Annotated in this window: 22 protein-coding genes, 1 tRNA gene and 3 pseudogenes; 10 read left to right on the forward strand and 16 right to left on the reverse strand. The window is 71.9% G+C overall.

Going from position 1 to position 24,137, the window contains the following annotated elements; translation table 11 throughout:
* The first annotated feature begins 228 nt into the window (after positions 1-228).
* The gene (locus tag ACWGIS_RS00615) at positions 229-3,096 is read left to right on the forward strand and encodes a serine hydrolase (protein ID WP_453360217.1); all 2,868 of its coding nucleotides are present in this window, start codon (positions 229-231) and stop codon (positions 3,094-3,096) included.
* A gap of 237 nt (positions 3,097-3,333) precedes the next feature.
* A complete protein-coding gene (locus tag ACWGIS_RS00620; RefSeq protein WP_453360218.1) occupies positions 3,334-5,247 on the forward strand; it encodes an MFS transporter in 1,914 nt (637 codons plus the stop codon).
* A gap of 286 nt (positions 5,248-5,533) precedes the next feature.
* Here the strand turns inward: ACWGIS_RS00620 and ACWGIS_RS00625 are convergent, their stop codons facing one another.
* From ACWGIS_RS00625 to ACWGIS_RS00635, 3 genes are all read right to left on the reverse strand, one after another.
* Entirely contained in the window at positions 5,534-6,400 is an 867-nt protein-coding gene (locus ACWGIS_RS00625) for a MerR family transcriptional regulator (RefSeq protein ID WP_453360219.1), read from the reverse strand.
* Positions 6,401-6,485: 85 nt separating this feature from the next.
* Positions 6,486-6,992 carry a glutathione peroxidase gene (locus ACWGIS_RS00630; protein ID WP_453360220.1) on the reverse strand — a complete coding sequence of 169 codons (507 nt, stop codon included), beginning with the start codon at positions 6,990-6,992 and terminating at the stop codon, positions 6,486-6,488.
* 47 nt (positions 6,993-7,039) lie between these two features.
* The gene (locus tag ACWGIS_RS00635; RefSeq protein WP_453360221.1) at positions 7,040-8,080 is read right to left on the reverse strand and encodes an ArsR/SmtB family transcription factor; all 1,041 of its coding nucleotides are present in this window, start codon (positions 8,078-8,080) and stop codon (positions 7,040-7,042) included.
* Between the two features lie 80 nt (positions 8,081-8,160).
* Between ACWGIS_RS00635 and ACWGIS_RS00640 the strand changes: the two genes are divergently transcribed.
* Positions 8,161-9,393: an MFS transporter gene (locus tag ACWGIS_RS00640; RefSeq protein ID WP_453360222.1), complete on the forward strand. Its 1,233-nt coding sequence runs from the start codon at positions 8,161-8,163 to the stop codon at positions 9,391-9,393.
* Here ACWGIS_RS00640 and ACWGIS_RS00645 read toward each other — a convergent pair.
* Both ACWGIS_RS00645 and ACWGIS_RS00650 read right to left on the reverse strand, forming a co-directional pair.
* Positions 9,364-9,474: pseudogene (locus tag ACWGIS_RS00645) on the reverse strand (DUF397 domain-containing protein); the annotation flags it as partial. The gene ACWGIS_RS00640 and the pseudogene ACWGIS_RS00645 sit on opposite strands and share 30 nt — an antisense overlap.
* A complete protein-coding gene (locus tag ACWGIS_RS00650; protein ID WP_453360223.1) occupies positions 9,471-10,295 on the reverse strand; it encodes a helix-turn-helix domain-containing protein in 825 nt (274 codons plus the stop codon). The pseudogene ACWGIS_RS00645 and the gene ACWGIS_RS00650, both read right to left, overlap by 4 nt.
* An 85-nt stretch (positions 10,296-10,380) precedes the next feature.
* On the opposite strand from ACWGIS_RS00650, the gene ACWGIS_RS00655 reads away from it, so the two are divergent.
* From ACWGIS_RS00655 to ACWGIS_RS00665, 3 genes are all read left to right on the forward strand, one after another.
* Complete coding sequence (locus ACWGIS_RS00655; RefSeq protein WP_453360224.1) at positions 10,381-10,833, forward strand: ATP-binding protein; 453 nt, start codon at positions 10,381-10,383, stop codon at positions 10,831-10,833.
* Positions 10,834-10,964: 131 nt separating this feature from the next.
* On the forward strand, positions 10,965-11,462 hold the full coding sequence (locus tag ACWGIS_RS00660) for a DUF4234 domain-containing protein (RefSeq protein ID WP_453360225.1): 498 nt from the start codon (positions 10,965-10,967) through the stop codon (positions 11,460-11,462).
* Between the two features lie 247 nt (positions 11,463-11,709).
* Positions 11,710-12,507 (forward strand): hypothetical protein, encoded by a 798-nt coding sequence (locus tag ACWGIS_RS00665; protein ID WP_453360226.1) that lies wholly within the window; start codon positions 11,710-11,712, stop codon positions 12,505-12,507.
* A gap of 189 nt (positions 12,508-12,696) precedes the next feature.
* On the opposite strand, the gene ACWGIS_RS00670 is transcribed toward ACWGIS_RS00665, so the two are convergent.
* From ACWGIS_RS00670 to ACWGIS_RS00680, 3 genes are all read right to left on the reverse strand, one after another.
* On the reverse strand, positions 12,697-13,131 hold the full coding sequence (locus tag ACWGIS_RS00670) for a VOC family protein (RefSeq protein WP_453360227.1): 435 nt from the start codon (positions 13,129-13,131) through the stop codon (positions 12,697-12,699).
* Between the two features lie 149 nt (positions 13,132-13,280).
* Positions 13,281-13,823, reverse strand: coding sequence for a GNAT family N-acetyltransferase (locus ACWGIS_RS00675; protein WP_453360228.1), 543 nt, complete (start codon positions 13,821-13,823; stop codon positions 13,281-13,283).
* A gap of 139 nt (positions 13,824-13,962) precedes the next feature.
* Positions 13,963-14,736 carry a polysaccharide deacetylase family protein gene (locus ACWGIS_RS00680; protein ID WP_453360229.1) on the reverse strand — a complete coding sequence of 258 codons (774 nt, stop codon included), beginning with the start codon at positions 14,734-14,736 and terminating at the stop codon, positions 13,963-13,965.
* Positions 14,737-15,186: 450 nt separating this feature from the next.
* On the opposite strand from ACWGIS_RS00680, the gene ACWGIS_RS00685 reads away from it, so the two are divergent.
* Complete coding sequence (locus tag ACWGIS_RS00685; RefSeq protein WP_453360230.1) at positions 15,187-15,423, forward strand: hypothetical protein; 237 nt, start codon at positions 15,187-15,189, stop codon at positions 15,421-15,423.
* A gap of 272 nt (positions 15,424-15,695) precedes the next feature.
* Here the strand turns inward: ACWGIS_RS00685 and ACWGIS_RS00690 are convergent, their stop codons facing one another.
* Together ACWGIS_RS00690 and ACWGIS_RS00695 are read right to left on the reverse strand one after the other, a co-directional pair.
* Positions 15,696-16,037, reverse strand: coding sequence for a hypothetical protein (locus ACWGIS_RS00690; protein WP_453360231.1), 342 nt, complete (start codon positions 16,035-16,037; stop codon positions 15,696-15,698).
* A gap of 107 nt (positions 16,038-16,144) precedes the next feature.
* Positions 16,145-17,098: a hypothetical protein gene (locus ACWGIS_RS00695; RefSeq protein ID WP_453360232.1), complete on the reverse strand. Its 954-nt coding sequence runs from the start codon at positions 17,096-17,098 to the stop codon at positions 16,145-16,147.
* Positions 17,099-17,157: 59 nt separating this feature from the next.
* Between ACWGIS_RS00695 and ACWGIS_RS00700 the strand changes: the two genes are divergently transcribed.
* Positions 17,158-17,826, forward strand: a complete 669-nt coding sequence (locus ACWGIS_RS00700) for a TetR/AcrR family transcriptional regulator (RefSeq protein ID WP_453360233.1) — start codon at positions 17,158-17,160, stop codon at positions 17,824-17,826.
* A gap of 153 nt (positions 17,827-17,979) precedes the next feature.
* Here the strand turns inward: ACWGIS_RS00700 and ACWGIS_RS00705 are convergent, their stop codons facing one another.
* The 4 genes and pseudogenes from ACWGIS_RS00705 to ACWGIS_RS00720 form a co-directional block, all read right to left on the reverse strand.
* Positions 17,980-18,276, reverse strand: coding sequence for a YciI family protein (locus ACWGIS_RS00705; protein WP_453360234.1), 297 nt, complete (start codon positions 18,274-18,276; stop codon positions 17,980-17,982).
* Positions 18,273-18,839 carry a TetR/AcrR family transcriptional regulator gene (locus ACWGIS_RS00710; protein ID WP_453360235.1) on the reverse strand — a complete coding sequence of 189 codons (567 nt, stop codon included), beginning with the start codon at positions 18,837-18,839 and terminating at the stop codon, positions 18,273-18,275. Before ACWGIS_RS00710 ends, ACWGIS_RS00705 begins: the two co-directional genes overlap by 4 nt.
* Positions 18,840-19,279: 440 nt before the next feature.
* Entirely contained in the window at positions 19,280-19,714 is a 435-nt protein-coding gene (locus tag ACWGIS_RS00715; protein WP_453360236.1) for a hypothetical protein, read from the reverse strand.
* 64 nt (positions 19,715-19,778) lie between these two features.
* Positions 19,779-20,131, reverse strand: a pseudogene (locus ACWGIS_RS00720) (hypothetical protein).
* A gap of 21 nt (positions 20,132-20,152) precedes the next feature.
* Between ACWGIS_RS00720 and ACWGIS_RS00725 the strand changes: the two are divergent.
* Positions 20,153-20,263, forward strand: a pseudogene (locus ACWGIS_RS00725) (integrase); the annotation flags it as partial.
* A gap of 117 nt (positions 20,264-20,380) precedes the next feature.
* On the opposite strand, the gene ACWGIS_RS00730 reads toward ACWGIS_RS00725, so the two are convergent.
* Positions 20,381-20,453 (reverse strand) — tRNA-Arg (locus ACWGIS_RS00730).
* Between the two features lie 632 nt (positions 20,454-21,085).
* Between ACWGIS_RS00730 and ACWGIS_RS00735 the strand changes: the two genes are divergently transcribed.
* Complete coding sequence (locus tag ACWGIS_RS00735) at positions 21,086-22,000, forward strand: TetR family transcriptional regulator (RefSeq protein ID WP_453360237.1); 915 nt, start codon at positions 21,086-21,088, stop codon at positions 21,998-22,000.
* A 258-nt stretch (positions 22,001-22,258) separates the two neighbouring features.
* Here the strand turns inward: ACWGIS_RS00735 and ACWGIS_RS00740 are convergent, their stop codons facing one another.
* Positions 22,259-24,007 (reverse strand): IclR family transcriptional regulator domain-containing protein, encoded by a 1,749-nt coding sequence (locus tag ACWGIS_RS00740; RefSeq protein ID WP_453360238.1) that lies wholly within the window; start codon positions 24,005-24,007, stop codon positions 22,259-22,261.
* Between the last annotated feature and the right edge of the window lie 130 nt (positions 24,008-24,137).

Genomic DNA, 24,137 nt, shown 5'->3' on the forward strand with positions numbered 1-24,137 from the left:
ATGCCTCCCCGCGTGGATGAATGACAGGGTGACCCCTCTCACATTGGTCTGTCGAGGGTGCGTGACCACTTCGTAGTGGAACCGGTAGATATGTCGTTCTCGTCTACCGGAGGGGTCGGGCCCGCACACAGGACACTGGTACATGGTTCGGACAGCGGTGTCCGGCGGGCGGTTCGAGGGTTCAGGGTTCGGTTGGGCGCCGCTGGGCGGCGCACGGAGGAGGCATCGGTGGCGGGCGAGTCCCCCGACAGGTCGAAGCAGCACGAGTCGTCGGCGTCGTCGGCAGAAGCGACGTCGGGGACCCCGGCCGCGGTTCCGGGTCCGACGCGGGGGTCGGCGTCGACCCCGGCCGACCCGCGGATGGCGGTGGCCCGCGAACGGGCCGCTACGGTACGGGTCGACCAGGCGACGGCGGTCTTCTCGACCCGGGCGCTGAAGGAGGCCGAGCGGTCCGAGGGCGCCTCGGCGACGCCCGGGGCCCCGGAGACGGCTCAGGAGGCGGTTCCCGAGGCGGCCGCGTCCCCGGAGTCCGCCGCGCCGGCGGAACCCGGCGAGAAGGGCCCCTCGGGTGACGCGCGGCTGCGGGCCGCGGTCGCCGCGTGGGTGGCGACCGCGGACGAACCCGCGGACGCGGCGCCCGCCTCCGAGGCGGACGCCCCGGCCGAGCGGACGGCCGTCCTGGACACCCCGGAGGCTCCGGACACCCCGGACGCCACCGGGCCGGGCACCGCCGCGGACACCCCGGACACGGGTGCCTCCGGCAAGGACACGGCCGCCGGGCCGGGCACCGCCGAGCGCCGTGCCGACGAGGCCGCCGACGCCCGCGCCGCCGAGGCCGCCGTCGCGGACGCGAAGACCGACGTGGCCCCCGGGGACGCCGAGGACACGGACGCGCCCCAGACCGAGGACGCGAAGGCCACGGAGGATGCCGACGCTCCCGAGGACGCGAGGGTCCCCGCGGACGCCGTCGCCCCCGAGGACGCGAAGGGCACCGGGGCTTCCGGGAGCGAGTCGGCCCCCGGGGACGCGAAGGACCCGAGGGCCGCGGCCACGCCCGTCGCCACCCCGGAGGACGCCAAGGGTGCCGGGGCTCCCGAGGACGCCAAGGTGACTGGAGGCGCGAGGGCTCCCGAGGACGCCAAGAGCCCCGGGGCCGCCGTAGCGCCCGAGGACGCCAAGGTGACTGGAGGCGCGAAGGCCCCCGAGGACGCGAAGGCCCCCGAGGACGCGAAGGCCCCCGAGGACGCGAAGGCCCCCGAGGACGCGAAGGTGACCGGAGGCGCGAAGGCCCCCGAGGACGCCGACGCCGCCGTAGCCCCCGAGGACGCCAAGGACGCCAAGGGCGACGGCGGGACCGGGGCCGGTGAGCCCCGGGTCGATCAGCCCACCGCCGTCTTCAAGGCCGTACGCCCGACCGCCCCGCCCGTCGACCAGCCGACGACCATGCTGAAGCTGGGCGACGCCAAGCCGGGCGGCACCCCGTCCGGCAAGGCCGGCGCCAAGCCGGAGACCGAGCCCGGGGCGAAGCCCGCCGCGGCCGCCGAGCCCGCCACCGAGCCCGGCGCCAAGCCCGGCGACAAGCCGGACGCTGCCCCCTCGGGGGACCGGCCGGCCGGAAGCGAGGCGGCCCCGGCCGAGCGGACCAGCAAGTTCGTGGCGCTGAAGCCGCTGGACGAGCCGCCGGCCGCGCGCCCCCGCGCAGCCGCCGCGCCCGCGACGGCGAAGCCCCCGGTCGCCCCGGCCGAGGCCACCACGGCCATCCCGCAGGTGGGCCCGGAGCGGACCACGCAGCAGCCGCTGCCGCCCAAGCCCCCGCTGGACCTGCTCGCCGAGCTGACGAACACGCCGCCGCCCCCGGAGACCCCGGTCCGCACGATCGTGCGGCGCTTCAAGATCTGGACCCCGCTGGTCCTGCTGCTCGCCGTCGTCTTTGCGGTAGCACAGGCCGTACGGCCGCTCCCGGCACCCGGCCTCGCGCTCACCGCCGACGAGACGTACACCTTCGAGGGCGGCGACCTCGACCTGCCGTGGCCGGGCCAGGGCCAGTCCGCGATCGAGGTCGAGGGCGTCGGCGGCCTCGGCACCGACGGCAAGCAGAAGCCCGCCCCCATCGCGAGCGTCGCCAAGATCATGACGGCGTACGTGATCCTGGAGGAGCACCCCCTCAAGGGGAACGAGGGCGGCCCGCAGATCACCGTCGACCAGAAGGCCGAGGACGAGTCGAAGAACGAGGACGAGTCGACGGCCGCGGTCTCCAAGGGCCAGAAGTTCACCGAGCGCCAGCTCCTCCAGATGCTGATGATCCCGTCCGGGAACAACGCGGCACGGCTGCTCGCCCGCTGGGACTCCGACAGCGAGACCTTCGTCGGCAAGATGAACGCCGCGGCGAAGAAGCTGGGCATGTCGCAGTCGACGTACACGGACCCGAGCGGTCTGGAGAAGACGACGGTGAGCACCGCCACCGACCAGCTCAAACTGGCCAAGGCGGTCATGCAGAAGGACGTCTTCCGGTCCATCGTCGGCATGGCCAGGGCCGACATCCCCGGCCTGGACAAGCCGATCTACAACAACAACGACCTGCTGGTGAAGCAGGTCGGCGTGATCGGCCTCAAGACGGGCTCGTCGACCCCCGCGGGCGGCAACCTGGTGTGGGCGGCCACCAAGACGGTCGACGGCAGGACGCAGACCGTGTACGGCGCGGTCCTCGGCCAGAACGCCGGCACGGGCCGGGTCTGGGACAGCCTCCAACTGGCCCTGAGCAACAGCCAGAAGCTCATCGACAAGGTCCAGCAGAGCCTGACCTCCGCCACCGTGGTGAAGAAGGGCGACGTCGTCGGGTACGTGGACGACCGGCTCGGCGGCAGGACCCCGGTGGTCGCCACCAAGAACCTCAAGGCGGTCGGCTGGCCGGGGCTGCGCACGAAGCTGTCGATCGGCCCCGGCAAGGAGGACGTCCCGCACACCGGGAAGGCCGGCACGGTCGTCGGCCAGCTGACGGTGGGCGACGGTTCCGACCACGCGGTGGACATCCCGGTCGCGCTGAAGTCGGACCTCGCCGAGCCGGGCTTCGGCGACAAGCTGACGCGGGTGAGCTGACCCGGTCGCAGGGCCCGGACGTTCACCCGTCCGGGCCTGCCCGGCGCCCGCGCCCCGGCACGGGCGGGCGTACGCCGGGTGACGTCCGCGGAGCGGCGCGCACGCACCGCGCCCGCCGGGGAGCGGCCCACCCGGGCGCTCCCCGGCGGGGTGCGTGCTAGCGTCGCGAACCGGGGCGGGTCGTGGGCCGTGGGTCCCGGCCGAGAATGCGGAACGGGACACGGGGAGTGCCTTCAGGTGGCCACAGCGGAGCCGACACACGCCGACGACGCCAAACCGGATCCGGACGCCGGTCCGCGAATACCGCTGTCCGCCGACCGTCAGGACGGGCCCGGCGCGGACACCGCTCCCACCCCGGACACCGCTCCCGCCGGCTCGGAGCCCGCTGCCGGGCCGAGCCCCGACCCGGCCCCCGGGTCCGCTCCGGGCGGCTCGTCCCGCGGCCGTCTCGACGTCGTGCTGCGGCACCCCGTCACCTTCACCACCCTGCTCGCCGGGGTCCTCCATCTCGTGTGGTTCTTCACATTCGCCAACAGTGGCGGGGACCTCGCGGCCCAGGACGCGTGGGCCGAGTTCGTGGGTCGGCATCCCGACTCGGCGTACAACCTGGCCTGGTACGGCGGCATGCACCCGGTGTCCTACAGCGTGGTGTCGCCGTATCTGATGTCCGTGCTCGGCGTGCGGACGACGATGATGATCGCCGGGACGGTCTCGGCCGGGCTGCTCACGATGATCCTGATCCGCAGCCGGGCTGTGCGGAACCCGCTGTGGCCCGCGCTGGCGGGCGTCTTCGGGCTGCTGTGCAACGCCGTGTCGGGCCGGGTGACCTTCGGCCTGGGCATGGTGTTCGGGCTCGGTGCCACCGCCGTCGTCTTCTGCTGGCCCCACCGCTGGCGTTACAAGCGCTGGGCGAAGGCCCTGTGCGCGGCTCCGCTCGCCGCCCTCGCGACCGCCGCCTCGCCCGTCGCCGGGCTGTTCGTCGGGCTGGTCGCGGTCGCCCTGTTCCTGCAGAAGCGGCGCCCCGGCGCGTGGGCGCTGGGCATCGCCCCGGCCCTCGTGGTGGCGGTCTCCGCCTGGCTGTTCCCCTTCTCCGGGACGCAGCCGATGGGCTTCGGCTCGGTCGTGCTGCCGTTCCTGTCCGCCGTCGGCGTCTTCGCCCTGGTGCCGAAGGAATGGAAGACGGTACGGATCACGTCGGCGGTGTACGGGCTCTCGGTGCTCCTGGTCTGGCTGATCAGTTCGCAGATCGGTTCCAACATCACGCGGCTCGCGATGCTCTTCACGGGGGTCGCGCTGATCGCCGCGCTCCCGTTCACGGCACCGCGCAGCCGCAAGTGGTACGCGATCGTCCTGTCCTCCGCGGTGTTCTTCGGCTGGATCGGCTTCAAGTCCGTCGACGACATCGTGCACACCACGCCCACGGCGTCCTGGGCCCGCGAACTGGCGCCCCTCGTGAACGAACTCCAGGAGGTCGGCGCCGAACGCGGCCGCGTCGAGGTGGTCCCGGCCCGCTCGCACCGCGAGGCGTCGGCGCTCGCCCCGTACGTGAACCTGGCCCGCGGCTGGAACCGGCAGGCGGACATGGAGCGCAACCCGCTCTTCTACGACGACACCCTCAACTCGGCGAACTACCACGAGTGGCTCCAGCGCTGGGCCGTGCACTACGTGGTGCTGCCCAAGGACGAGCCGGACGGCGACGGCGGCGAGCGCGAGCGGGAACTGGTCCAGCGCGGCATGCCGTACCTGAAGCAGATCTGGGGCGACGCGAACTGGCAGCTGTTCGAGGTGACCGACCCGACGCCGCTGGCCGACCCGCCGGCCGTCGTGGACCGGGCCGAGCAGGGCGAGCTGACGATCGAGGTGCGCAAGCCGGGCCGGGTGCTCATCCGGATCCCGTACTCCCCGTGGCTGGGGCTCGTCGACGCCGAGGGCCGCAGCATCAAGGCGCCCAAGGAGACGGAGGAGTCCAAGCACCGGGAGGAGGGGACGCCGAAGTCCTTCGACAACGTCCACGGCTGCCTGATGGAGGCCGAGGAGGACGCCGCCGGCGACAAGTGGACGGAACTCCTGGCCCCGTCCCCGGGCACCTACCGCCTGGCGGCCCCCTACCAACTCCCCCGAGGCACCCCCTGCCCGGAAGAACTCCGCTGACCCGACTGAGCCCGGGGACCAAATCCAGCCCCTCCGGCGTTTGAGGAGCGGGGTCCGGGGCGGAGCCCCGTGCCGGGAAGGGCAGGGGCGGAGGGGGCGAAAACTCCGGCGTCACCCGCCCCCGGGGTCACCGGAAGTCAGGGGGGACGCCCATCCCGGCCCCCGTCCCGGAAGGACCCCGGCCCACCCGTGGGGCATTACGGCACCGGGGGCCCTACGGCGCCGTAGGACCCACCGCGCCGTAGGACCTCACCGCACCGGAGGGGCCCCCCGGCCCCCGGGCGACCTACCGCACGGGAAACGCCACGTCGCACACCGCATCCTCAGGCCCCGCCGACCCCCAGTCGGCGAAATAGACCTCCCGGCAGGGACCCCCGTACTCCAGCCCCCGCTCCCGCACCCACGCCTCGACCGCCTCGAACGCGGCGAGGATCTGCGGATAGGCGACCTGCGCCTTGGTGATCCGGGCGTACGCGAGCCGGCGCGCGGGCTCGACCCGCACCCGCGTCCCCCACGCCTGCCCGTGCCGCTCCGCCCACTCCCGCGCGGCGCCCTCGTCCGCCACGGGCACGCAGGACTCGACGGGCCCGTCGCTCTCCTGCGACACCTCGGAGTGGTAGACGACGAACGGCGCCGCGACCATCCCGCCGCACGCACGCGCTCCCTCCTCCAGCCGCCCGAGCGACGCCCCGATCCACGCGGGCAACTCGTCGGCGAGCGTGTGCCGGGTCTGCGTGAGCACCACCCGCTCGGGTACGTCCACCGTCTCGACCACGAACGTTCCGTACATCTCGGAATCCCTTCCCGACAGCCGTCCACGGAGGTACGCGGCGAGCGTCCGCTGCGAGGCGAACCGCTCCTCGGCGTCGGCCCAGTACGCGGCGAGCCGCTCCGACGCCTCGGCCCCGTCCGCCTCGATCACCTCGGCGATGCGCGTGAGCGGCATGTCGAGGCGGCGCAGCAGGGCGACCGTACGGGCCCGCTCGGCCTGGTCGGCGCGGTAGTAGCGGTAGCCGCTGACCCCGTCGACGTGCGCCGGGGTCAGCAGCCCGAGCCGGTCGTACAGCCGCAGCGCCTTCGGCGAGAGCCGCGCGCGGGCGGCGAACGCGCCGATCGTGAGCAGTTCCTCGGACACGGCCCCATCCTCCGTCACCGGGCGCCCTCCGCCCGGTGGAAGGACGATGGCCCCTGCCCCAGGGGCAAGGTCCACCCGGCGGGGCCGCCGGGTGCCGGGAGGGCTACGGCAGGGCCTTCTCCACCGCGGCCACCAGCTCCGGCGCCTCCGGCTCGGTCTGCGGCGAGAACCGCGCGAGCACCTCGCCGTCCGGCCCGACCAGGAACTTCTCGAAGTTCCAGCGGATGTCCCCGGTGTGGCCCTCGGCGTCCGCGGTGTCCACCAGCAGCCCGTACAGCGGGTGCCTGCCGTCGCCGTTCACCTCGGCCTTCTCGGTCATCGGGAAGGTCACGCCGTACGTGGCCGAGCAGAACTCGGCGATCTCCTCGGAGGAGCCGGGCTCCTGCCCGAGGAACTGGTTGCAGGGCACGCCGAGCACGGTGAACCCCTGGTCCGCGTACCGCTCGTGCAGTCGCTCCAGGCCCGCGTACTGCGGAGTGAGCCCGCACTTGGAGGCGACGTTGACGACGAGGACGGCCTTGCCGCGGTACTGGGCGAGGTCCGCGGAGCCGCCCTGGAGGGCGCCGATCTCCACGTCGAACACGGAATCGAAAGTCTCAGGAGTAGTCATCCTCGGATGCTAGCCCCGCCCGGTGGCGCGCCCGCACCCGCCGGGGTTCAGCCGTCCCGCTGGGCCCGCACGAGGACCTCGCCCGCGGGCGTCCGGTAGTAGAGGACCGACCGCCCCGCCCGCCGCCGCTCGACCAGCCGCGCGTCCAGCAGCACCCTCAGATGCCGCCCGACGGAACCGAGGCCCTGGCCGGTCACGGCGACCAGCTGGCTCGTGCTCATCGGGGAGCCGAGCAGGACGAGGACGCCCGCCCGGGCCGGACCCAGCAGCGCGCCCAGGCTCTCCGGCACCGACGCGGACCCCGTCCGCACGAGCGCTCCCGAGCACGGGTACACGACGGCGTACCGGTGCGGCTCCTCCCATGACACCCAGCCGTGCCGCTGCGCGGTGATGGGCACGAAGAACAGCTCGGCACCGGAGATCTCGCGCGGCGGGTACGCGTGCCGGTTGACCTGGAGCCGGTTCTCGCCGAGCCAGCGCGTCCCGGGCCGCAGCGTGTCCAGCGCCGCGGCCCAGCCGCCCTGACCGAGCTGCGCCGTCCGGGAGACGACGTCGGCCTCCAGGACGCGCCGGCGCCGGTCCCAGTACGGGCGGACGGCCTCGGTCCACAGGAAGGTGAGCAGGTCGGCGGCGCGCTCGGGCAGGTCGTCCCGTTCCAGCGCGGCGGGCAGCGGACCGCGCAGCGCCGTCCGGAGATGGGCGCGCGCCGCCACCGGCGACGCCTCCCGCACCCGTACGACCTCGTCCTCGAAGTCCTCGGCGTCCCCGGACAGCCCGCCCGCCCTCGCCGAGACGCCATCCGCCCCGGACGCGGGGGAGCGCCCGGCGGCCCGCCCGCGGGGCGTCGGGGTCAGGAAGTCGGCGGTCCACCGCGGGCCGAGTCCGCAGCGGACGAGCAGCGCGGTGAGGGGATCGGCGGCCAGCCGCTCCCGGTACGCGGGCAGGTGGGCGTCCAGCCAGGCGTGCTCGCCGGGGTGCGCGCCGACGCCCGCGTGCAGGACCTTCAGGGAGCCGAAGGTCTCGGCGAGCGGCGACAGCACGAAACGGCTCCCGGCCAGGGTGTCGGCGTTCACCTGCCACCAGCCCACGCGGCCCGCCCCCGTTCCGTCGGTTTCGCCCAGGCGCGAAACACTAACGGCCGGCGCGGGGCCCGTCCCAGACTCCGCGCATGCGCACCTACTCCGACCTCTTCCGCACCCCGGAGTTCTCCCCGCTCTTCCTGGCCTCGGCGCTCAGGTCGGCGGCCCAGACGGTGAGCGGCCTCGCCCTCGGCACGCTGGTGTACGAGGCCACCGGCTCGCCGCTGCTCTCCGCCCTGAGCATGTTCGGCCCGTCGCTGGCCCAGGTGCTCGGCGCGGCCACGCTGCTCTCGGCGGCGGACCGGCTGCGGCCCCGCGCCACCCTGACCGGCATCGCCCTCGCCTTCGCGGCCGGCACGGCGGCCCTGGCGGTCCCCGGACTCCCGGTGTGGGGCGTCCTCGTGCTGGTCTTCGCTCTCGGCCTGGTCGCCTCGCTCGGCGGCGGCGTCACCTGGGGCCTGCTGAACGAGATCCTCACCAGGGACGGCTACCTGCTGGGCCGCTCCGTCTTCAACATGATGAACGGCCTCACCCAGATCCTCGGATACGCGACCGGCGGGGTCCTGGTGGCCGTGCTGTCGCCGCGCCGCACGCTGGCCGTGGCCGCCGGGCTGTACTTGGCGACGGCGCTCGTGTCCCGCTTCGGGCTGAGCCGCCGCGAACCCCGGACCGCGGGCCGCCCCTCCGTGGGGGAGACCTGGCGCACCAACGCCCGGCTCTGGTCGTCCGCCCCGCGCCGCCGCGTCTACCTGCTCCTGTGGATCCCCAACGGCCTGGTCGTCGGCTGCGAATCCCTCTTCGTCCCGTACGCCCCGGCCCACGCGGGCCTGCTGTTCGCCATGGGCGCCCTCGGCATGCTCGTCGGGGACGTGACGGTCGGCCGCTTCCTGCCGCCCCGGGTACGCGCCCGGCTCGGCGTCCCGTTCCTGCTCCTGCTCGCGGGCCCGTACCTGTGCTTCGTCCTGCGCCCCGGGACGGCGGTGGCGGCGGCCTGTGTCGCCCTGGCCTCCGTGGGCTTCGGCGCGAGCCTGATCCAGCAGGAGCGGCTGATGGCGCTCACACCGGACGAACTGAGCGGTCACGCCCTCGGGCTGCACTCCTCGGGCATGGTCACCTTGCAGGGAGTGAGCGCGGCGCTGGCGGGCACGGTGGCCCAACTCACCTCGGCGGCCACGGGGATGACGGTGATGGCCGCCGCGTCGGCAGCGGTGACGCTCGCGCTCTCAGCGGCGGGCAAGCGTGAGGAACGCCGTCCAGGTGGCGGGCGCGACCCGGAAGACCGGACCGTCGGGGACCTTCGAGTCGCGGACGTGGACGGCTGAGGGGAGGGGGGAGACCTCCAGGCAGGCGCCACCCTGATCGCTGCTGTAGCTGGACTTGAACCACTGCAGTTCCGTGCTCATCGCTCTCCTAGCAACCGGTCCAACAGACGCTCTGTCTCATAGGGGTTGAGGGCCTGTGTCCGCAGCATCGCATACCTGTGCTCCAGAGAGGACACCTCATCGGGACTGGCGGTGATGCGGCTGCCGTGCGGGGCCTCCGTGTAGGCGAGCCGCTGGTGATCGGGCGTCTCCAGGAGGATGAACGGGCCCGCGAGACCGGCGTGGAACTCGCGTCCGACCGGCATGACCTGGAGGGTGGTGCCGGGCGTGACGACCCACTCCCGCAGGCGGCGCAACTGCTCGAAGTGCACGTCGCATCCGCCGAGGCGATCCATCAAGGTCACCTCGGAGAAGATGAAGCTCGCCGTGGGCGGCATCTTGCGGTGCAGGATGTCCTGGCGGGCCAGCCGGGCGCCGACGCGCAACTCGATCTCGTCCTCCGTCAGGGCCGGTACGTCGTTGCGAAGGACGGCACGGGCGTAGGACTCGGTCTGCAGCAGTCCCGGCAGAACCTGGTTCTCGTACCAGGAGAGGGCGATGGCCTCCCGCTCCAAATCCATGTACTCCTCGGCCCACCGGGGGAACAGGTCCACCTCGGGCATGTGCTCAAGGGCGGCCGTCAAGACGCCCTTGGTGTCGAGGACTTGGTCGAGGAGGCCGGCGAAGTCCTCTTTGAGGGGGCGTCTGCCCTGCTCGATGGAGGCGATGGTCTCCTCGTCCACGAGGGCCCGCTCGGCGAGCGAACGCTGGGTGAAACCGGCGGCCCGCCGCAGGACACCCAACTGCGCGCCGACCATCTTCATCGCTGACGCGTTCTTGCGGGAACGCTTCCTGGAGTTCATACGGTCCAACTCCCCCTCACGGCACGTACGTCCACCGCGGGGAACCCGTACAAGAAATCTGTACGGGTCCACTCACTGCTCCATCATGACCACGGAGCGTCACTCTCGTCACGTGAACAACGAAACCGCTCACAGCCCTCGCGAGCGCTTCTACCGGCGTGAACGCCGATCGGTGCCGGCCGCACGGGAGTTCACGAGGGCCGCGCTGTCGGACTGGGGAGTACCGCCGGGCGCGTACGACGACATCCTGCTCTGCGCCGGCGAACTGACCACGAACGCCCTGGTGCACGGCGTACCGCCCGGCCGAGGTCTGCGGCTGCGCCTCGTTCCGTGCGGCGGCCTGGTGCGTGTCGAGGTCCACGACAGCGGTGGCGGCGAGCCGAGGGTGACGGCGCCGGCGGGGGAGTCGGGGCGGGGGCTGTTCCTGGTCGAGGCGCTGGCCGACAAGTGGGGTGTCGCGCACCGGAACCCCGGCAAGATCGTGTGGTGCGAGTTCGCCGTCGCCCTCGGGCTGCCGCACGGCCCGTCGAGTGCCTGACCGGGCATGCGTGGCAACTGATCACGATCGCATGACGAACCGTCACTTGAAGCCACAACTACTTCACGCCATCTTCACGTCCTGGCATGCTGCTCCAGCTGATTCCAGCACCAGCCAATGGAGCCCGCCACATGAGTGACATCCAGCCCACCACCGACGCCGGCCTGAGCGCCGCGAACCCGGCCGGTGGCACTGTCGCCCCCGCCGCCCCCGCGCCCGTCGCGCACCTGACCGGCCTGGCCATGAAGCGCCGGGGACCCGTCGCGACGTGGCTCGGCCTGCCGCTGATCACCCTCGGCATCTACCAGCTGGTCTGGTACTACAAGATCCACAAGGAGCTGAAGGAGTTCGACGGACGCCAGTCCCTCAACCCCGGCGGCAGTGTGCTGGTCCTGATCTTCCTGAGCTGGACCCTCGTCGCCCCGCTCATCTCCTTCCACAACACCGGCAAGGCCATAGCCAAGGCCCAGCGCGCGGCCGGCCTGCCGGCGACGTGCAGCCCCGCCGCGAGCATGTGGCTGGCCTTCGTCTTCGGCCTGAACACCTGGTACATGCAGCGCCAGCTCAACCTGATCACCGCCGCGTACCCGGGCGTCGAGCCCGGCGCCGGCGTGTCGCTGGCGGCCTGAACTCCCGCACGAAGCCCCGGCGTCCGTCATCGGACGACCGGGGCTCCGCGCTGCCGCCCCTGACCGGGGGCACGCCGTTCGGAGATCGGCGAGTCACCGCCCGGCCGCTCCGACCGCCCGGAACCTCCGGGTGTACGGCACCGGTCGACCCGGCGGCCGGAGCACACGGCACCTGTCGACCCGGCGGCTGCTAGGGTTCCGCTCTTCGCCGGGTGCGCCTGGACGGAGTCCCACGGCAGGTCGCCCGATGACCGTTCCCCTCGTTCCCGACCCACTCACCGCATGGCGCCGGGCGCTCACCGAGGCGGACCGCGTCTTCGCCTCAACGCCGGCCCTCAGCGCCCCCGTTGCCGGCTGTACCCACTGTTATGCCGAGTCGGAACTGCACCTCCTCGGCGGCGACCCCGACGCCGTACCGGACGACCTCCTCGGCTGCTTCCTGCGCGAGGTCCCCAGCCACTGGGACCCGGACCAGTACTCCGTACTGTGGCGCCGTCTCATGCCCCGCGCGCTGCGTCACTGGGGACCGGACGGCGAGGCCGCGGACCCGGCCGCGGAGATCGGCCATCTCGGGTCGGACGGCGCCCTGTTCGCGGACTGGCCGGAGTCCGAGCGCGCCGCGACCGAGCGGGCCTTCGGTGCCCTGCTGGGCATCGCGCTGGCCGACGGCGGCACGACAGGGGACCTCACCGGCCTCCTCGAAGGAATCGCTCACGCGACGGGGGACCTGGACCCGTGGCTGGAGCACCTCTCCGGCCTCTCGGGCCCCGGCACGGACGCCGGTCTCGTCCGCCTCGCCCTCGACTGGACGACCGACCTGCTCTGGGACGACTTCGCGTTCTCCTGGTGGTACGACGGCGACCCCCGGACGATCGCCGCCTGGCTGCCCGCCCAACGCCCCCGAGTGGCAGCCTTCGCCACGGACCACCCCGGGTGCAAGACGGCGAACGACGCCCTGGCCGCCCTCGACGCCCTCACGGCGGACGACCACAGCCCCTGGCTCTACCCGTGCGGCTACGAGAGGTGCCTGAGACTGCTCCCCTGACCGGACGGACGCACGCGACCCTCGCCGGACGCGCCCGGCGAGGAACGTACGGCGCGGCACGCGCACTCGGCCTGCGGGATGGCTACCCGTGCGGCGTACGGACGCGTCACACGTATTCGGCGCGCGGACGCGTCACAACGGGGCGGCATCGGACGCGTCACGCAGATTCGGCGTGCGGACGCGTCACCGTCACGCCGGGGCGGCGCCGACGCAGAACTCGTTGCCCTCCGGGTCGGCCAGCACGACGTGGTGCCCGTCGAACACCTCCAGGACCGTCGCGCCCGCGCCCACCAGACGCTCGGACTCGGCCGTGATCCGCGCCCACCGCGCCTCCGGACCGCCGTGCCCCGGCACCCGGACGTCGATGTGGAGCCGGTTCTTGGCCGTCTTCGGCTCGGGCACCTTGAGGATGCAGAGCCGGGGCCCGACGCCGTCGGGGTCGCGGAGCCAGGCCCCCTCGTCCACGGAGTCGTCGGCCGGGAGACCGAAGCTCGCGTGCCACTCCTCGCGGGTCGCGAAGGGCGCGGGCGGCGGCTCGTCGACGTACCCGAGAGCCGTCTTCCAGAAGCGCCGGAGGAGCTGCGCGTCGGCGCAGTCGAGAGTGAGATCGATGGTGACGGCCATGGCAGGACGGTACTGCCCGCCCACGACGACGGAACCGGCCGTCGGTACCCGGCGGTGGCCGACTGCCCGCACGCTCCCCCCGATTGACCTCGGGGGAGGCGGCGACGAACGCCGGGCGGAGGATCGGAGGGACGCTTACGGGGCGACGATCAGGGGCGGTCGAGTCCCCACGTCTGGAGGACGAAGGGCCGCCCCTTGTCCTCGCCCGCGATCAGCGGCACGTCGAGCAGGCGGAACCCCGACTTGGTGGCCACGGCGACACTGGCGTCGTTCTCGGCCTCCAGCTCCAGGATCACCCGTCGCGCACCGAGCTGCTCGAAGGCGTACGCGGCCATCACCCGCACCGCCCGCACGGCCAGCCCCTGCCCGCGGTGCGCGGGTCCGACGGCGTAGCCGATCTCCGTGCCCTCGGGAGCCCGCCGCAGCATCACCTCGCCGAGCGGCGCGCCGCCGTCCACGGTGATGGCGAGCAGGATCGCCGTACCCTCCGCACGCAGCTGCCGGTCCTTCTCCAGCCGCGCCCGGGCGGCCTCCTCGTCGAAGGGCGAGACGATGGGCGTCCAGTAGGCGATGTCGGGATGGTCGAACAGCCCCGGCATCGCGGCGATGTCGCCCTCCGTCCAGTCACGCAGGACGAGCCCCTCCCCGGACAACTCGATCCGCGCGGGAAAGGGCGACGTGGTGCTGCTCATGATGGGGCCTCTCTGACCTGTCCAGGACGACGCAGGATAACCGGCACGGAACAGGCACCCGGCGCCCAGGCGGCCCGCACCACGTGAACGCCGTACGCCGGGGATGCCAGGCGGTCGGCGGACCCGGGGTGCAGGTGCCTCAGCGGACGGGGAAGCCGAAGGAGTAGCCCTGCTCCTTGAGCCGGGGGAGGATCCGGCGCAGCGCCTCGACGGTCTGGGAACGGTCGCCGCCCGCGTCGTGGAAGAGGAGCGTCGGCCCGTTGGGCAGCTCCCGCTCGACGGTGGCCACGATGGCGTCGGTGCCCGGCTGCTCGAAGTCCTTGGTGTCCACGTTCCAGCCCAGGGGGCGCATGCCCCGGGAGGCGGCCAGCTTGCGGCTGTACGGGGTGAACGCGCCGCCGGGCGCCCGGTAGTACATCGGCCGCACACCTCCGGACGCCTTGGTGATCATGCGCTCGGCGTCGAGTATCTGCTGCGACTGGTAGCTCTCGGACTGCTTGTCCATGGCGGTGTCGTGGGAGACGGAGTGGTCGCACAGCCGGTGCCCCGCCGCGACCACCTTCCTGACGAGGTCCGGGTGGGCCTGCGCCTGCGTCCCCACCATGCAGAACGTGGCCTTGACCCCGTACTCCCGCAGGACGTCCAGCATTTGGGGCGTCCACTTCGGATCGGGGCCGTCGTCGATGGTGATGTTGACGCCGCGGGCGCCCTTGTCGGAGGCGTGCACGATGCTCACCGCGACCGCCTTGCCGTGGTTGCCCGTGGTGTCGGACACGGCGGCCTTGCGCGCGGAGCCGCCGACCGCACCGGCCTGCGCGGTCCACACCGAGGCGCCGGTGGCGAGCAGGGTCACCCCCAGCGCCGCCCCGACCACCTTGCCGTACCAGCCCCGAGCGTTCCCGTGCCGTGCCATGTCCGCCCCCGATTCCCGCAGTTCCTCGCCGCCCCCGGATGACCAGGCGCCACCTGCCAGGACGACAGAAGCCCCCGAAGGGATCCCCCCGTTACAGATCGCGCACAATTCCGCAGGGGCCCGGGGACAACCGGGCGGAAGGGAGCGGCCGGCTGGCCGCGCTGAAGGGGGCCCGAAAACGAGACGTGCTCGTCGACCACGCCCCGGGCGAGGGCGTAGCGATGCCGGGCGCTGGATACTTCTCCGACTACTGATGCGCGCAAGTGCCGCCAGTGGCAAACGCCTTGATGCCCCTGGCCGACCCGTTCTGCTCCCCACCCCGATCGGGGGCCCGCCCGCCGGCGTCCCTCGACAGGGTGACGGGCTGCCGGTTCCTCGTCGGGGATCACTCCGGCACCCCTATGGTGCGTCTCACTCTTGCAGCCCAGCACATCGAGGAGACGACGCCGCATGGCGACAGCGCCGGACCAGCAACCTGCCCAGCCCTACGGGCAGCCTCCGACGATCATCATCAACAACAGCAACTCCGCTGTGGCGTCCTCCGCGGCATTCATCGGGGGCGCGGGCTTCAGACGCCGGCATCAGTCGCTGTGGGTCCACTTCTGGCTCTTGATGTTCACCGCCGGCATCGGCAACGTCTTCTACGCGGCGCACGTGAACCGATGGAACCGAGACCGGGGTCTCTGACATCTGGGGCCTCCTCTTGGCCCGGCATCGTGCGCGGCGCCCTCGGCACACTGACGGGCCGAGCCCGAAGAACCAGCGGGTGGTGTCAGGCCGTACACAGAGGTGGCTCGACATCGCCCGCGGCACGCTCACCGCCTAACCCCCCGGGAGCTCCACGCCCGCCTGGCAGAGCTGCGCCACCACCTCGACCACTTCGAGGAAAAGTGCCGCGCCCGGACGCCCTCGCCGGACGAGGTAGGCACCGTGATCGCATGACTGGTGTCAGCGGGGCGCTAGGCCTCCGGTGTGAACATGTCGCCGATGTTGTTCCACATGAAGCCGTCGCGCCAGCCCGGCTTGCCGGTCGCCCAGCCGATGAGCGCCACCCGCACTTTCTCCTGCGAAACGGTCCGCGTCTGGTAGTGCTCGGCAGGGACGCCGTCCCGGTACTCCAGCTGGTAGGTGTTGTTGTCGCGGAACAGCACCTGGATGTACCAGTCCCCGTCGAGGTCCTCCTCCTGGCGCTCAAGCACCAAGTGCTCGTTGCCGCGCCGAAGATTGGCGAGCATCGTCCCGATGGCCGGCTTGGTGGGACGCTTCAGAAGGTGACCGTTGGCGCTTGTCGCTATCAGCATGACGGAATTCTGGCGGGAGGGTCTGACAGTGCCCTGCGAGGGCAGGGCTGAGGCCGCTTGCCCGTGCGGGCTCGGTTGGCGGCATCAATTTACGTACGTGACCCTGATCAACTCAGCTCTTCGATGAGACGCCGGTACGTTTCGAAAGCCGGCTTGGCGGTGTAGTCGTCGTGCAGAAGACCGAAGCGGTGAAAGAGCCCCTCTCCGGTGCTGTCGGCGTCTCGCAGGGCGAAGAACGAGTATCCGTCGATGTTCAGGTCGGCGGCGAGGGCGGCCACGGTCCGCACTACGACTTCGAGGACCTCGGCCTGCTGCTGCTCGGGCCGGCCGGGGCCGGTGGGCCAGCCGTTCTCACAGATACGGATCGCGACGCTGTCAGGGATGCCGGCCTTCGGCAGATCTGTTCGCCGGAACGCGGTGAGGACCGCGGTGACCGCTTCCGCCAACTGCTCGGCGGCAATGGGACGGAACACGTCAGGGAAGAAGTCCAGGCCGACGTAGTCCAGGCTCTGGCGGAAGCGGTCGTCGGCCAGGGCGCCGAGCTCGGACCAGAAGGTGTCGGCCGGGTTGAAGGTCGGCACGGCGTTGAAGCCGACCGCCAGGCCGTGACCCAAGGCCCGGGCCTCCTGCTTGGCCGCGACAACCCCCTCAACGAGCGCGTTCAGGACGTTGGGGATGCTGCCGTCGACCACGGGCAGGTCGGCGTTGGGTTCTTCGCAGATCTGGACGGATGCCAGGTGCGGCCCACCGGTGCGGACGGCCTCGCGGACGAACTCCAGCCACCCCTCCAACTCGCCGGACGGCTCCCGGAACTGCAGCACGAGGTCCAGTTTGCGGCCCCGCTCGAGATACGTCTCGGGGTCGGCGGGCGTGGGCGGTTCCAGCGGCGTCACGGTGGCGGCGAACGACTGGTAAGCGCGCACCAACAGGGTGACTGCGTCGCCTTGCAGCGCGTCAAGCGCCTCGGTGATGCGGTCCGGCAGGTCCGGGCGGACCGGGCGGACGATGCCCTGGTCGTCCCCCAGGATCCCCCCGGGATAGATGCCGAAGTGCAAGGTCATGATCCCACCCCAAGAATCTTGGTGTCACTATAATTTTGTGGTGACACTATCATTTGGGCATGGGCCTTCGAGAGACCAAGAAGCAGCAGACCCGCACGGCGATCGCTGACGCGGCCCTGCCTCTCTTCATGAAGCACGGCTTCGACCAGGTCACGGTCGCCGAGGTGGCGCGGCACGCAGGCGTCTCCACCAACACCGTGTTCAACTACTTCCCCACAAAGGAAGACCTCTTCTTCGACCGCCAGGCAGAGGTGGAAGACCATCTCGCCGCTCTGGTGCGCAACCGTGCACCCGGCACCTGCCCAGTGGAGACCATCCGCAACGACCTGCTGACCGCCCTGCGTAACGAGGACCCCACGCTCGGGCTTCACCCCGACGCGCCCAGGTTCTGGCAGGTCATCCACGACAGTTCCGCATTGCGCGCACGTGAACGCGAGATCAGCGAACGCGCCGAGGACGTGCTGGCGGCGGCCCTGGCCGAACATCCGCCGAACACCGCCAACGGATGGGATGCGGCACACCCGATGCCCGCACTCCTGGCAGGTGCCATCGCCGGCACACACCGGGCAGCCCTGCGCGAACTACAACGACGCATTCTGTCCGGCGAATCGCCCACAGACGCCCGCGACAGTGTCGCCACCGCGGCAGTCCAGGCATTCAACCTGCTCTGCTCCGGACTGCACGCAGATGCCGAGCAGACGTCGCAGGAGCTACGGCTCCCCCAGTAACTCCGCAGCCCAGCCGAGGTATTCAGACAGTTCCCATACCCGACGTCACCATTGCACGTCGCGCAGGACACCCTCGGCGCGGCCATCAGCCACTGGATCGCCGTCAAGGCGGGCCCCGCCGCAGCGTCACGTGCGCGCTTCGACGCACTGTCGTCACATCAGGAAGCTCAGCCGCTCGTCCGTCATGCCCGGCGCGATCTCGATGATCTCCGCGGTGACGACGTTCCGTGCGACGAAGGGGTCCTCGTCGACGCGCTTTTGCAGTTCCTCCGGCGAGGTGTTGTGCGCGAGGACCGCGCCCCCGAGGCCCGGCTGAATGCTGCCGACCAACAGGAAGACCCCGTCGTCCAGGCCGCGCTTGATCCACTCCTGGTGGCCGGCCATGTGCTCGGCGGCGGCGGCTTTGTTGTCGGAGAACCGGAGCAGGACCATGAACATGCTTTGTCTCATCTCTCGTAGGTGTGCAGCCAGTCGCGCATCCGGTCGACTTCGCGCTGGATGAACGCCTCGTCGTGGAAGGCGTTGGCCATGACCGCGACGCCCTGGCTGAAGGCGAGCACGTGCATCGCCAGCTCGTCGGCCTGCTCGGCGTGCCCGAGCTGTGCGAACTGCTCGCGCAGCCAGGTGCGGAACAGGGTGAACAGGCGCCCGGCCTGGCCGAGCATGGCGTGCTCCAGCTTGGCCAGCTCTGTGGTCAGGGTGCCCACGGGGCAGCCGTACTCCTGGATGTCGGCACGGTTGGTCAGCACGATCTCGACGTACCGCATGACCCGGCCGGCCGGGGTCGGCGCCTCCGCCTCCCACTGCTCCAGCATCCGCCGGGTGTCGGCGAGGCGGGCGTCGATCACCGCGTCCAGGATCGCGTCCTTGGACTTGAAGTGGTAGTAGAAGTTGCCCCTCGACAGACCGACGGCTCCGGCGATGTCCGCGAACGAGGTGTGCTCATAGCCGTGTTGGTAGAAGAGTCGGTCGGCCGCCGCGACGATCTGCTCGCGGGTCGCCACAGCAGTCATGGTGATTCCTTCCGGTGCCGTAGGACAGTCGACCTAGGATTCGAACGTAGGTCAGCCGTCCTAGATCGTCAAGCCATTGACACCGCCGAGAGCGGAGAAGCGATAGCGGCATCTGAGCCGACTGTGGAAGGCCACTACCGAGCTGCCCGTGTCGGCATGCTCGTTTTACGGGCGCTCGGGATACCGGCGGGCAAGACGCAGCGGGAGGTGGAGGATGCGGCGCTCGACGGCGCAGCGCCTGGTCATGGCGGCGCGGCGCCGACCGCCCCAGCCACGACGTACCTCTTCTCTGGCATCAAGGCTCTGATTGGTGTGTGCGCGGTACGGGCGTCGGCCGGGCTGGAGCGAGGCGGAGACTGGAACGCAGACCCGGCCGGGGCCGGGCCGCACGCGCGGGGAGCGGAGCGAGCCGCCTTGTAATCAGTAGAGAAAGTTGTAACTCAGTCGGACTGCTGGGGCTGTTCAGCCTCGGTGGGTGCTTGGCCGTCCGGCTTCACCTGGTGGGCACCGCGGCCTTCGGCGCGGAACTCGTCCAGTAGCTCGAAGAACATTTCCATGGCAGGCACGTCGGTCTGTTCCGCCCTGCGCTCGATCTCGACCGCCCAACCCAGTGAGCTGGGGTACGCCATCCCCAGGCGACGCCAAAGCCACTGAGCGAACGGCCCCAGACTCCCAGGGCGGAGATCGCAACCCTCGTCGATGCCGTGGACGCCGAGGGCCGCTGTGTAACCGATCAGCATGGACTCCAGGTGCAGGAGCGACTTGCCTCGCACCCACATGCTCGGGCGAAGCCTGACTTGGTCCAGGACGTCATACACATCCGCCAGCTCGCTGAGCTGTCTGGGCCCCCGTGCAGCCTTTGCCGTCTCTGTCATAGGACCACGCTAGTGGAGGCCGTCACCGCTGGCGGCCACCGTGGAGCGGCTTGAAGTCAGCCACTCATGCCGGAAGTTGGGTGCCCTTCCGGTGGGCGAGGGGCAGGAAGACCAGGCCACTGGTCGGATAGTCCATGTGATGCGAGTGGTGAAGAAGGTGACTGACACGGGCAGGGCTCTGAGCACAGGAAGGCTCGTCGTGTCCTATGCGGCCGTCGTACAGCCACTGCCATGCCTGCTCGGACGCTTCCGAGTCGAATGCCGGTGAGATGGTGCGGAGCGCGACGGCAACCCATCTGTCGGCCTGGGTGCCGAGTAGGCGTCAAAGGATGCGCCGAGCACCGGCTCGCCCTCGTCGGTGAGGCCTTCGGTCCAGCACTCGCACCAGTAGCCCTTGCGGGCTTCGCTCTTCAGCACAGGTGGTCTCCCGGTCAGGTGCTGGGCCACAGCAGCTCGCGTGCCGCGCTGAACTATCAGCAGATGACTAGCGACCGTGACCGCATCACCGATCGGCTCGGAGCCATGATCCGCGAGGGCGGGGGAGACGCTCCCGTGCCAGGCGGTGTGGATTCCGCGTGGACTCCAGTGGCACCGGTGTGGCACGGCCTCGAACACGACGAAGGGCCAGCCCGGAAGGAAATCCTTCTGAGCTGGCCCTTCTCTCTGTGCCCCCGGCAGGATTCGAACCTGCGACACCCGCTTTAGGAGAGCGGTGCTCTATCCCCTGAGCTACGAAGGCGTGCGGATCTCCGTGGAGACCCGGCGACTAGCCTAGCGGATGGCGGCCCGGGTCGAGGGGGCAGTCCGAGGCGTGTGGGCCGCGGCCGCCAAGGTCGCTGCGCACCCCCTGACTTGGCAGGGCGGCCCCTGCGGCGCGTCCGTCCGAGCCGGCCGGTGCCGCCTTCGCGACGCGAGTGCCGTCGGGACCCGACGTACCGCGCCCAAGCCGGGAGCGACGGACCGCCTACCCCGCACGGGACCCGACGTACCGCACCCCAGCCGGAAGCCCACGGACCGCCCACCCCGGCCGGAAGCCGACCTACCGCCCACCCCGCCCCGGCCCCGACGCGCCGCACCCCTGCCGGGACCCGACCGACCGCCCACCCCGCCCGGAAGCCGGCGTGCATGCCGCACCCCCGCCGGGGCCCGAACTCCCCTCCTCTCAAGCCCTCGCCGCCCTCCCTCCCCACCCCCCATATTCCGCACCGCCCTCCCGTATCCCCCATCCCTTCGCGGCGTTGAGCGGGGCGTTTCTGCGGAAGTCCAGTGGAGGCCCGTCGACCTTCGAGTGGAGATCGAGGCCCCGCACCCTAAACCGCATGGACGGTTTGTTACCCTCATCGGAGTCTCCGGTGAGGATGGGAGTCCCCGATGGCCAAGCAGGAGCGCGCGGTCCGTACCCGCAACGCGTTGATCGAGTCCGCCGCCCAGCTCTTCGACCAAGAGGGTTTCGAGGTGGTCACCCTGGCCGCCATCAGTGCCCGGGCCGGCGTCAGCAACGGGGCGCTGCACTTCCATTTCGCCAGCAAGGCGGCTCTCGCCGATGCCGTCGGCCGGGCCGCCGCCCAACGCCTGGAACGCATCACGGGAGTAGGTGAGGGCTCCGGAGGCGGGGGAGCGCCGCATGCCGCCGGGTCGGCCGGTCCGCCGCGAGACGACGGAGCCGTTCCCGCCGGCGGCGGTTCCCTCCAGGTTCTCGTCGACGCCTCCCACGCCCTGCTCCACGGGCTGAGTCACGACGTCGTGCTCCGGGCCGGGTTCGCGTTGACCGGAGGGGCGGATTCCGCGACCGGCGGCGATCATCTGCATCGCCATTGGCACGAGTACGTCATCGACATGCTCGGCCGCGCCGACCGCGAGGGCGTGCTCGCCGAGGACGTGTCCGCGCGGGACGCCGCGTCCACCATCGTCGCCGCCGTCGTCGGCTTCGAGACCCTCGGAGCCCGTGACGAGCGGTGGCTCTCCCGGAACACCCTCACCCGGTTCTGGACGCTGCTGCTGCCGCGCCTCGCCACCTCGGCCGCCCTGGGAGCACTGGACGCCTCGGGACGGTCCCCGGTCGGCACGCCCGGCGCACCCGGCGGAGCTGCCGCGCCTGGCGGACCGGGCATGTCCGGCGGACCCGGCACGCCCGGCGGACCCAACGGCCTCACAGGACGCCCCCGACCCGGCACCCCCGGCCCACCGCACGACTCCCCGGGACGCCCCCGACCCAGCACCCCTAACCCGCCGAACGACCCCCCAGGACGCCCGCGCCCCGGCGCCCCCGGCGGCGGGCCCAGGTAACAGCCCGGACGGTACGGACGGTACGGACGGCACTGACGGCACTGACGGCACTGACCGGACTGAAGGGACCGGAGGGACTAGAGGGACTGACGGAGCTCAGGGGACCAACGCGAGTACGGAAGTCACGACCGGAACTCACGGACCCACGGGACCGCCGGACCTCCGGAACCTGCAGACGCCCCGGAACCGCCAGACCCCCGCAACCCCGCCCCCGAAACCGACGGAACCGTCGGTAACGAGCGCTCGGAGCCCGGAGTCTCACGTGCCGGGGACCTGCCGGAATCTTCCCGCCACCCGCAGGTCCGTCTCGATGCGCGTCGCCGCCGCGTGGAGCTCGGGGAGCACCTTCGTCACGCACTGCTCCACCGTGCGGCGGCTGCTGTGCATCGCGACGTTCACGGCGGCCACGACCCGGCCCTCGCCGTCGCGCACCGGTACGGCGATCGAGCGCAGGCCCTCCTCCAGTTCCTCGTCGACCAGGGCGTACCCCTCCGCGCGTACGCGGTCCAGGGCCGCTCGCAGGTGTGCGGGGTCGGTGATCGTGTGCGGGGTCAGGCGGGCCGTCTCCGGGAGCTCGGGGTCCGGGAGGTCCGCCAGCATCGCCCGGCCCAGCGAGGTGGCGTACGCGGGCAGCCGGGTGCCGACGGTGACGTTGACGCTCATCACGCGGCGGGTGGCGACCCGTGCCGTGTACTGGATGTCGTCGCCCGCCAGGATCGCCAGCGACGCCGAGTCCTGGAGGCGCTGGGACAGGGCGGTGAGGTGCGGCGTCGCGATCTGGGGAAGGGACAGCCGGGACAGCGGCGGATAACCGAGGCCCAGGACGCGCGGGGTCAGCCCGAAGAAGCGGTCGCGCGCGGTGACGTAACCGAGGTGCTCCAGGGTGATGAGGGCGCGGCGGGCCGTGGCCCGGGCGAGTCCCGTGGCCTGGGCGACCTCGGAGAGCGTCAGTTCCGCGCGGCCCTCCCCGAACGCCGTGAAGACCGTCAGCCCGCGGGCCAGCGACTCGATGAAGTCGCGGCCCAGCTCCTGCTTGGACGCCCCCGTCCAGGTGGCGAGCCCGGTGCGGGGGGCCGGCCCGGCGGGCGGGGTGTGCCGCAGTTCCTGTTCCATCGCCCGCACGGCGGTCCGCAGGCGGGGCAGCAGGGTGTCCCGGAGGTCCGCGGCGGTGTGCCGGCTGGTGTGGCTGACCACGCTGACGACACAGGCGATGCGGCCGGAGCCCGGATCGCACACCGGCACGGAGAGGGCGACCAGGCCCTGTTCGATGAGCTGGTCGTCCAGGGACCAGCCGGACTCCCGGGCCGCCGCCGTACGCCGTTCGAAGTCGTCGCCGAGGGCGGGTTCGCGCCGGGGCGGGGCGCCGGCGTCCACCGGGGCGTCGGCGGACGCCGGTCCCGTCCCGTGGGCGGCGGCGTCGCGGTCCTCGGTCCCGTCGATCGGGCGGCTCCTGGCCGGTACCGCGGGGAAGCCGCGGTCCTCCGGGTCGGCGGCCCGGCGGGCGTGCCAGTGCGCCCATTCCGCGGGGCCCCACTCGGTGGCGAAGAGCGGCCCCGGCGCGGTGCGCTCCACCGGGAGCAGGTCGCCGATGCGGAAGCTGAGGGACATCGCGCGGCGGCGGGTGGCCTGGTGGATGAACCGGATGCCGTCGAGGTCGGCGACGGCCAGCGACACCGACTCGTCGAGTTCGTCGGCGAGCGCGTCGGCGTGCGCGCCGAGCAGGCGGGGCAGGCGCAGCGCGGCGAGGTAGGCGTTGCCGAGCTCCATGAGGCGGGGTGCGAGGACGGCGTCACGGCCGTCGAGGCGTACGTATCCCATGCGCGCGAGGGTGGCCGTGATCCGGTCGACGGTGGAACGGGCGAGCCCGGTGGCCCGTTCCAGGCCGCTGAGGCTGGACGTGCCGTCGGCATCGGTCAGCCGCCGCAGTACGGCGATGCCGCGCATCAGGGGGGCGACGGCTTCGGCGGGTACGGGGATGTCGAGTGCCGGCGAGACGTTCGATGGCATGGAAGCTCTCCGTTGCGGATCTCGGATGAGACACCGTAATGCCTGCCCGGCCGCCCCAGCAGGTCGAGGACGTCCGGCCGGCCTCGGCGCCGCCACCTGCGGCACCGTCCCGCCCGCCCGGGCGGCCGCA

The sequence above is a fragment of the Streptomyces sp. NPDC054842 genome (genome assembly GCF_053611025.1).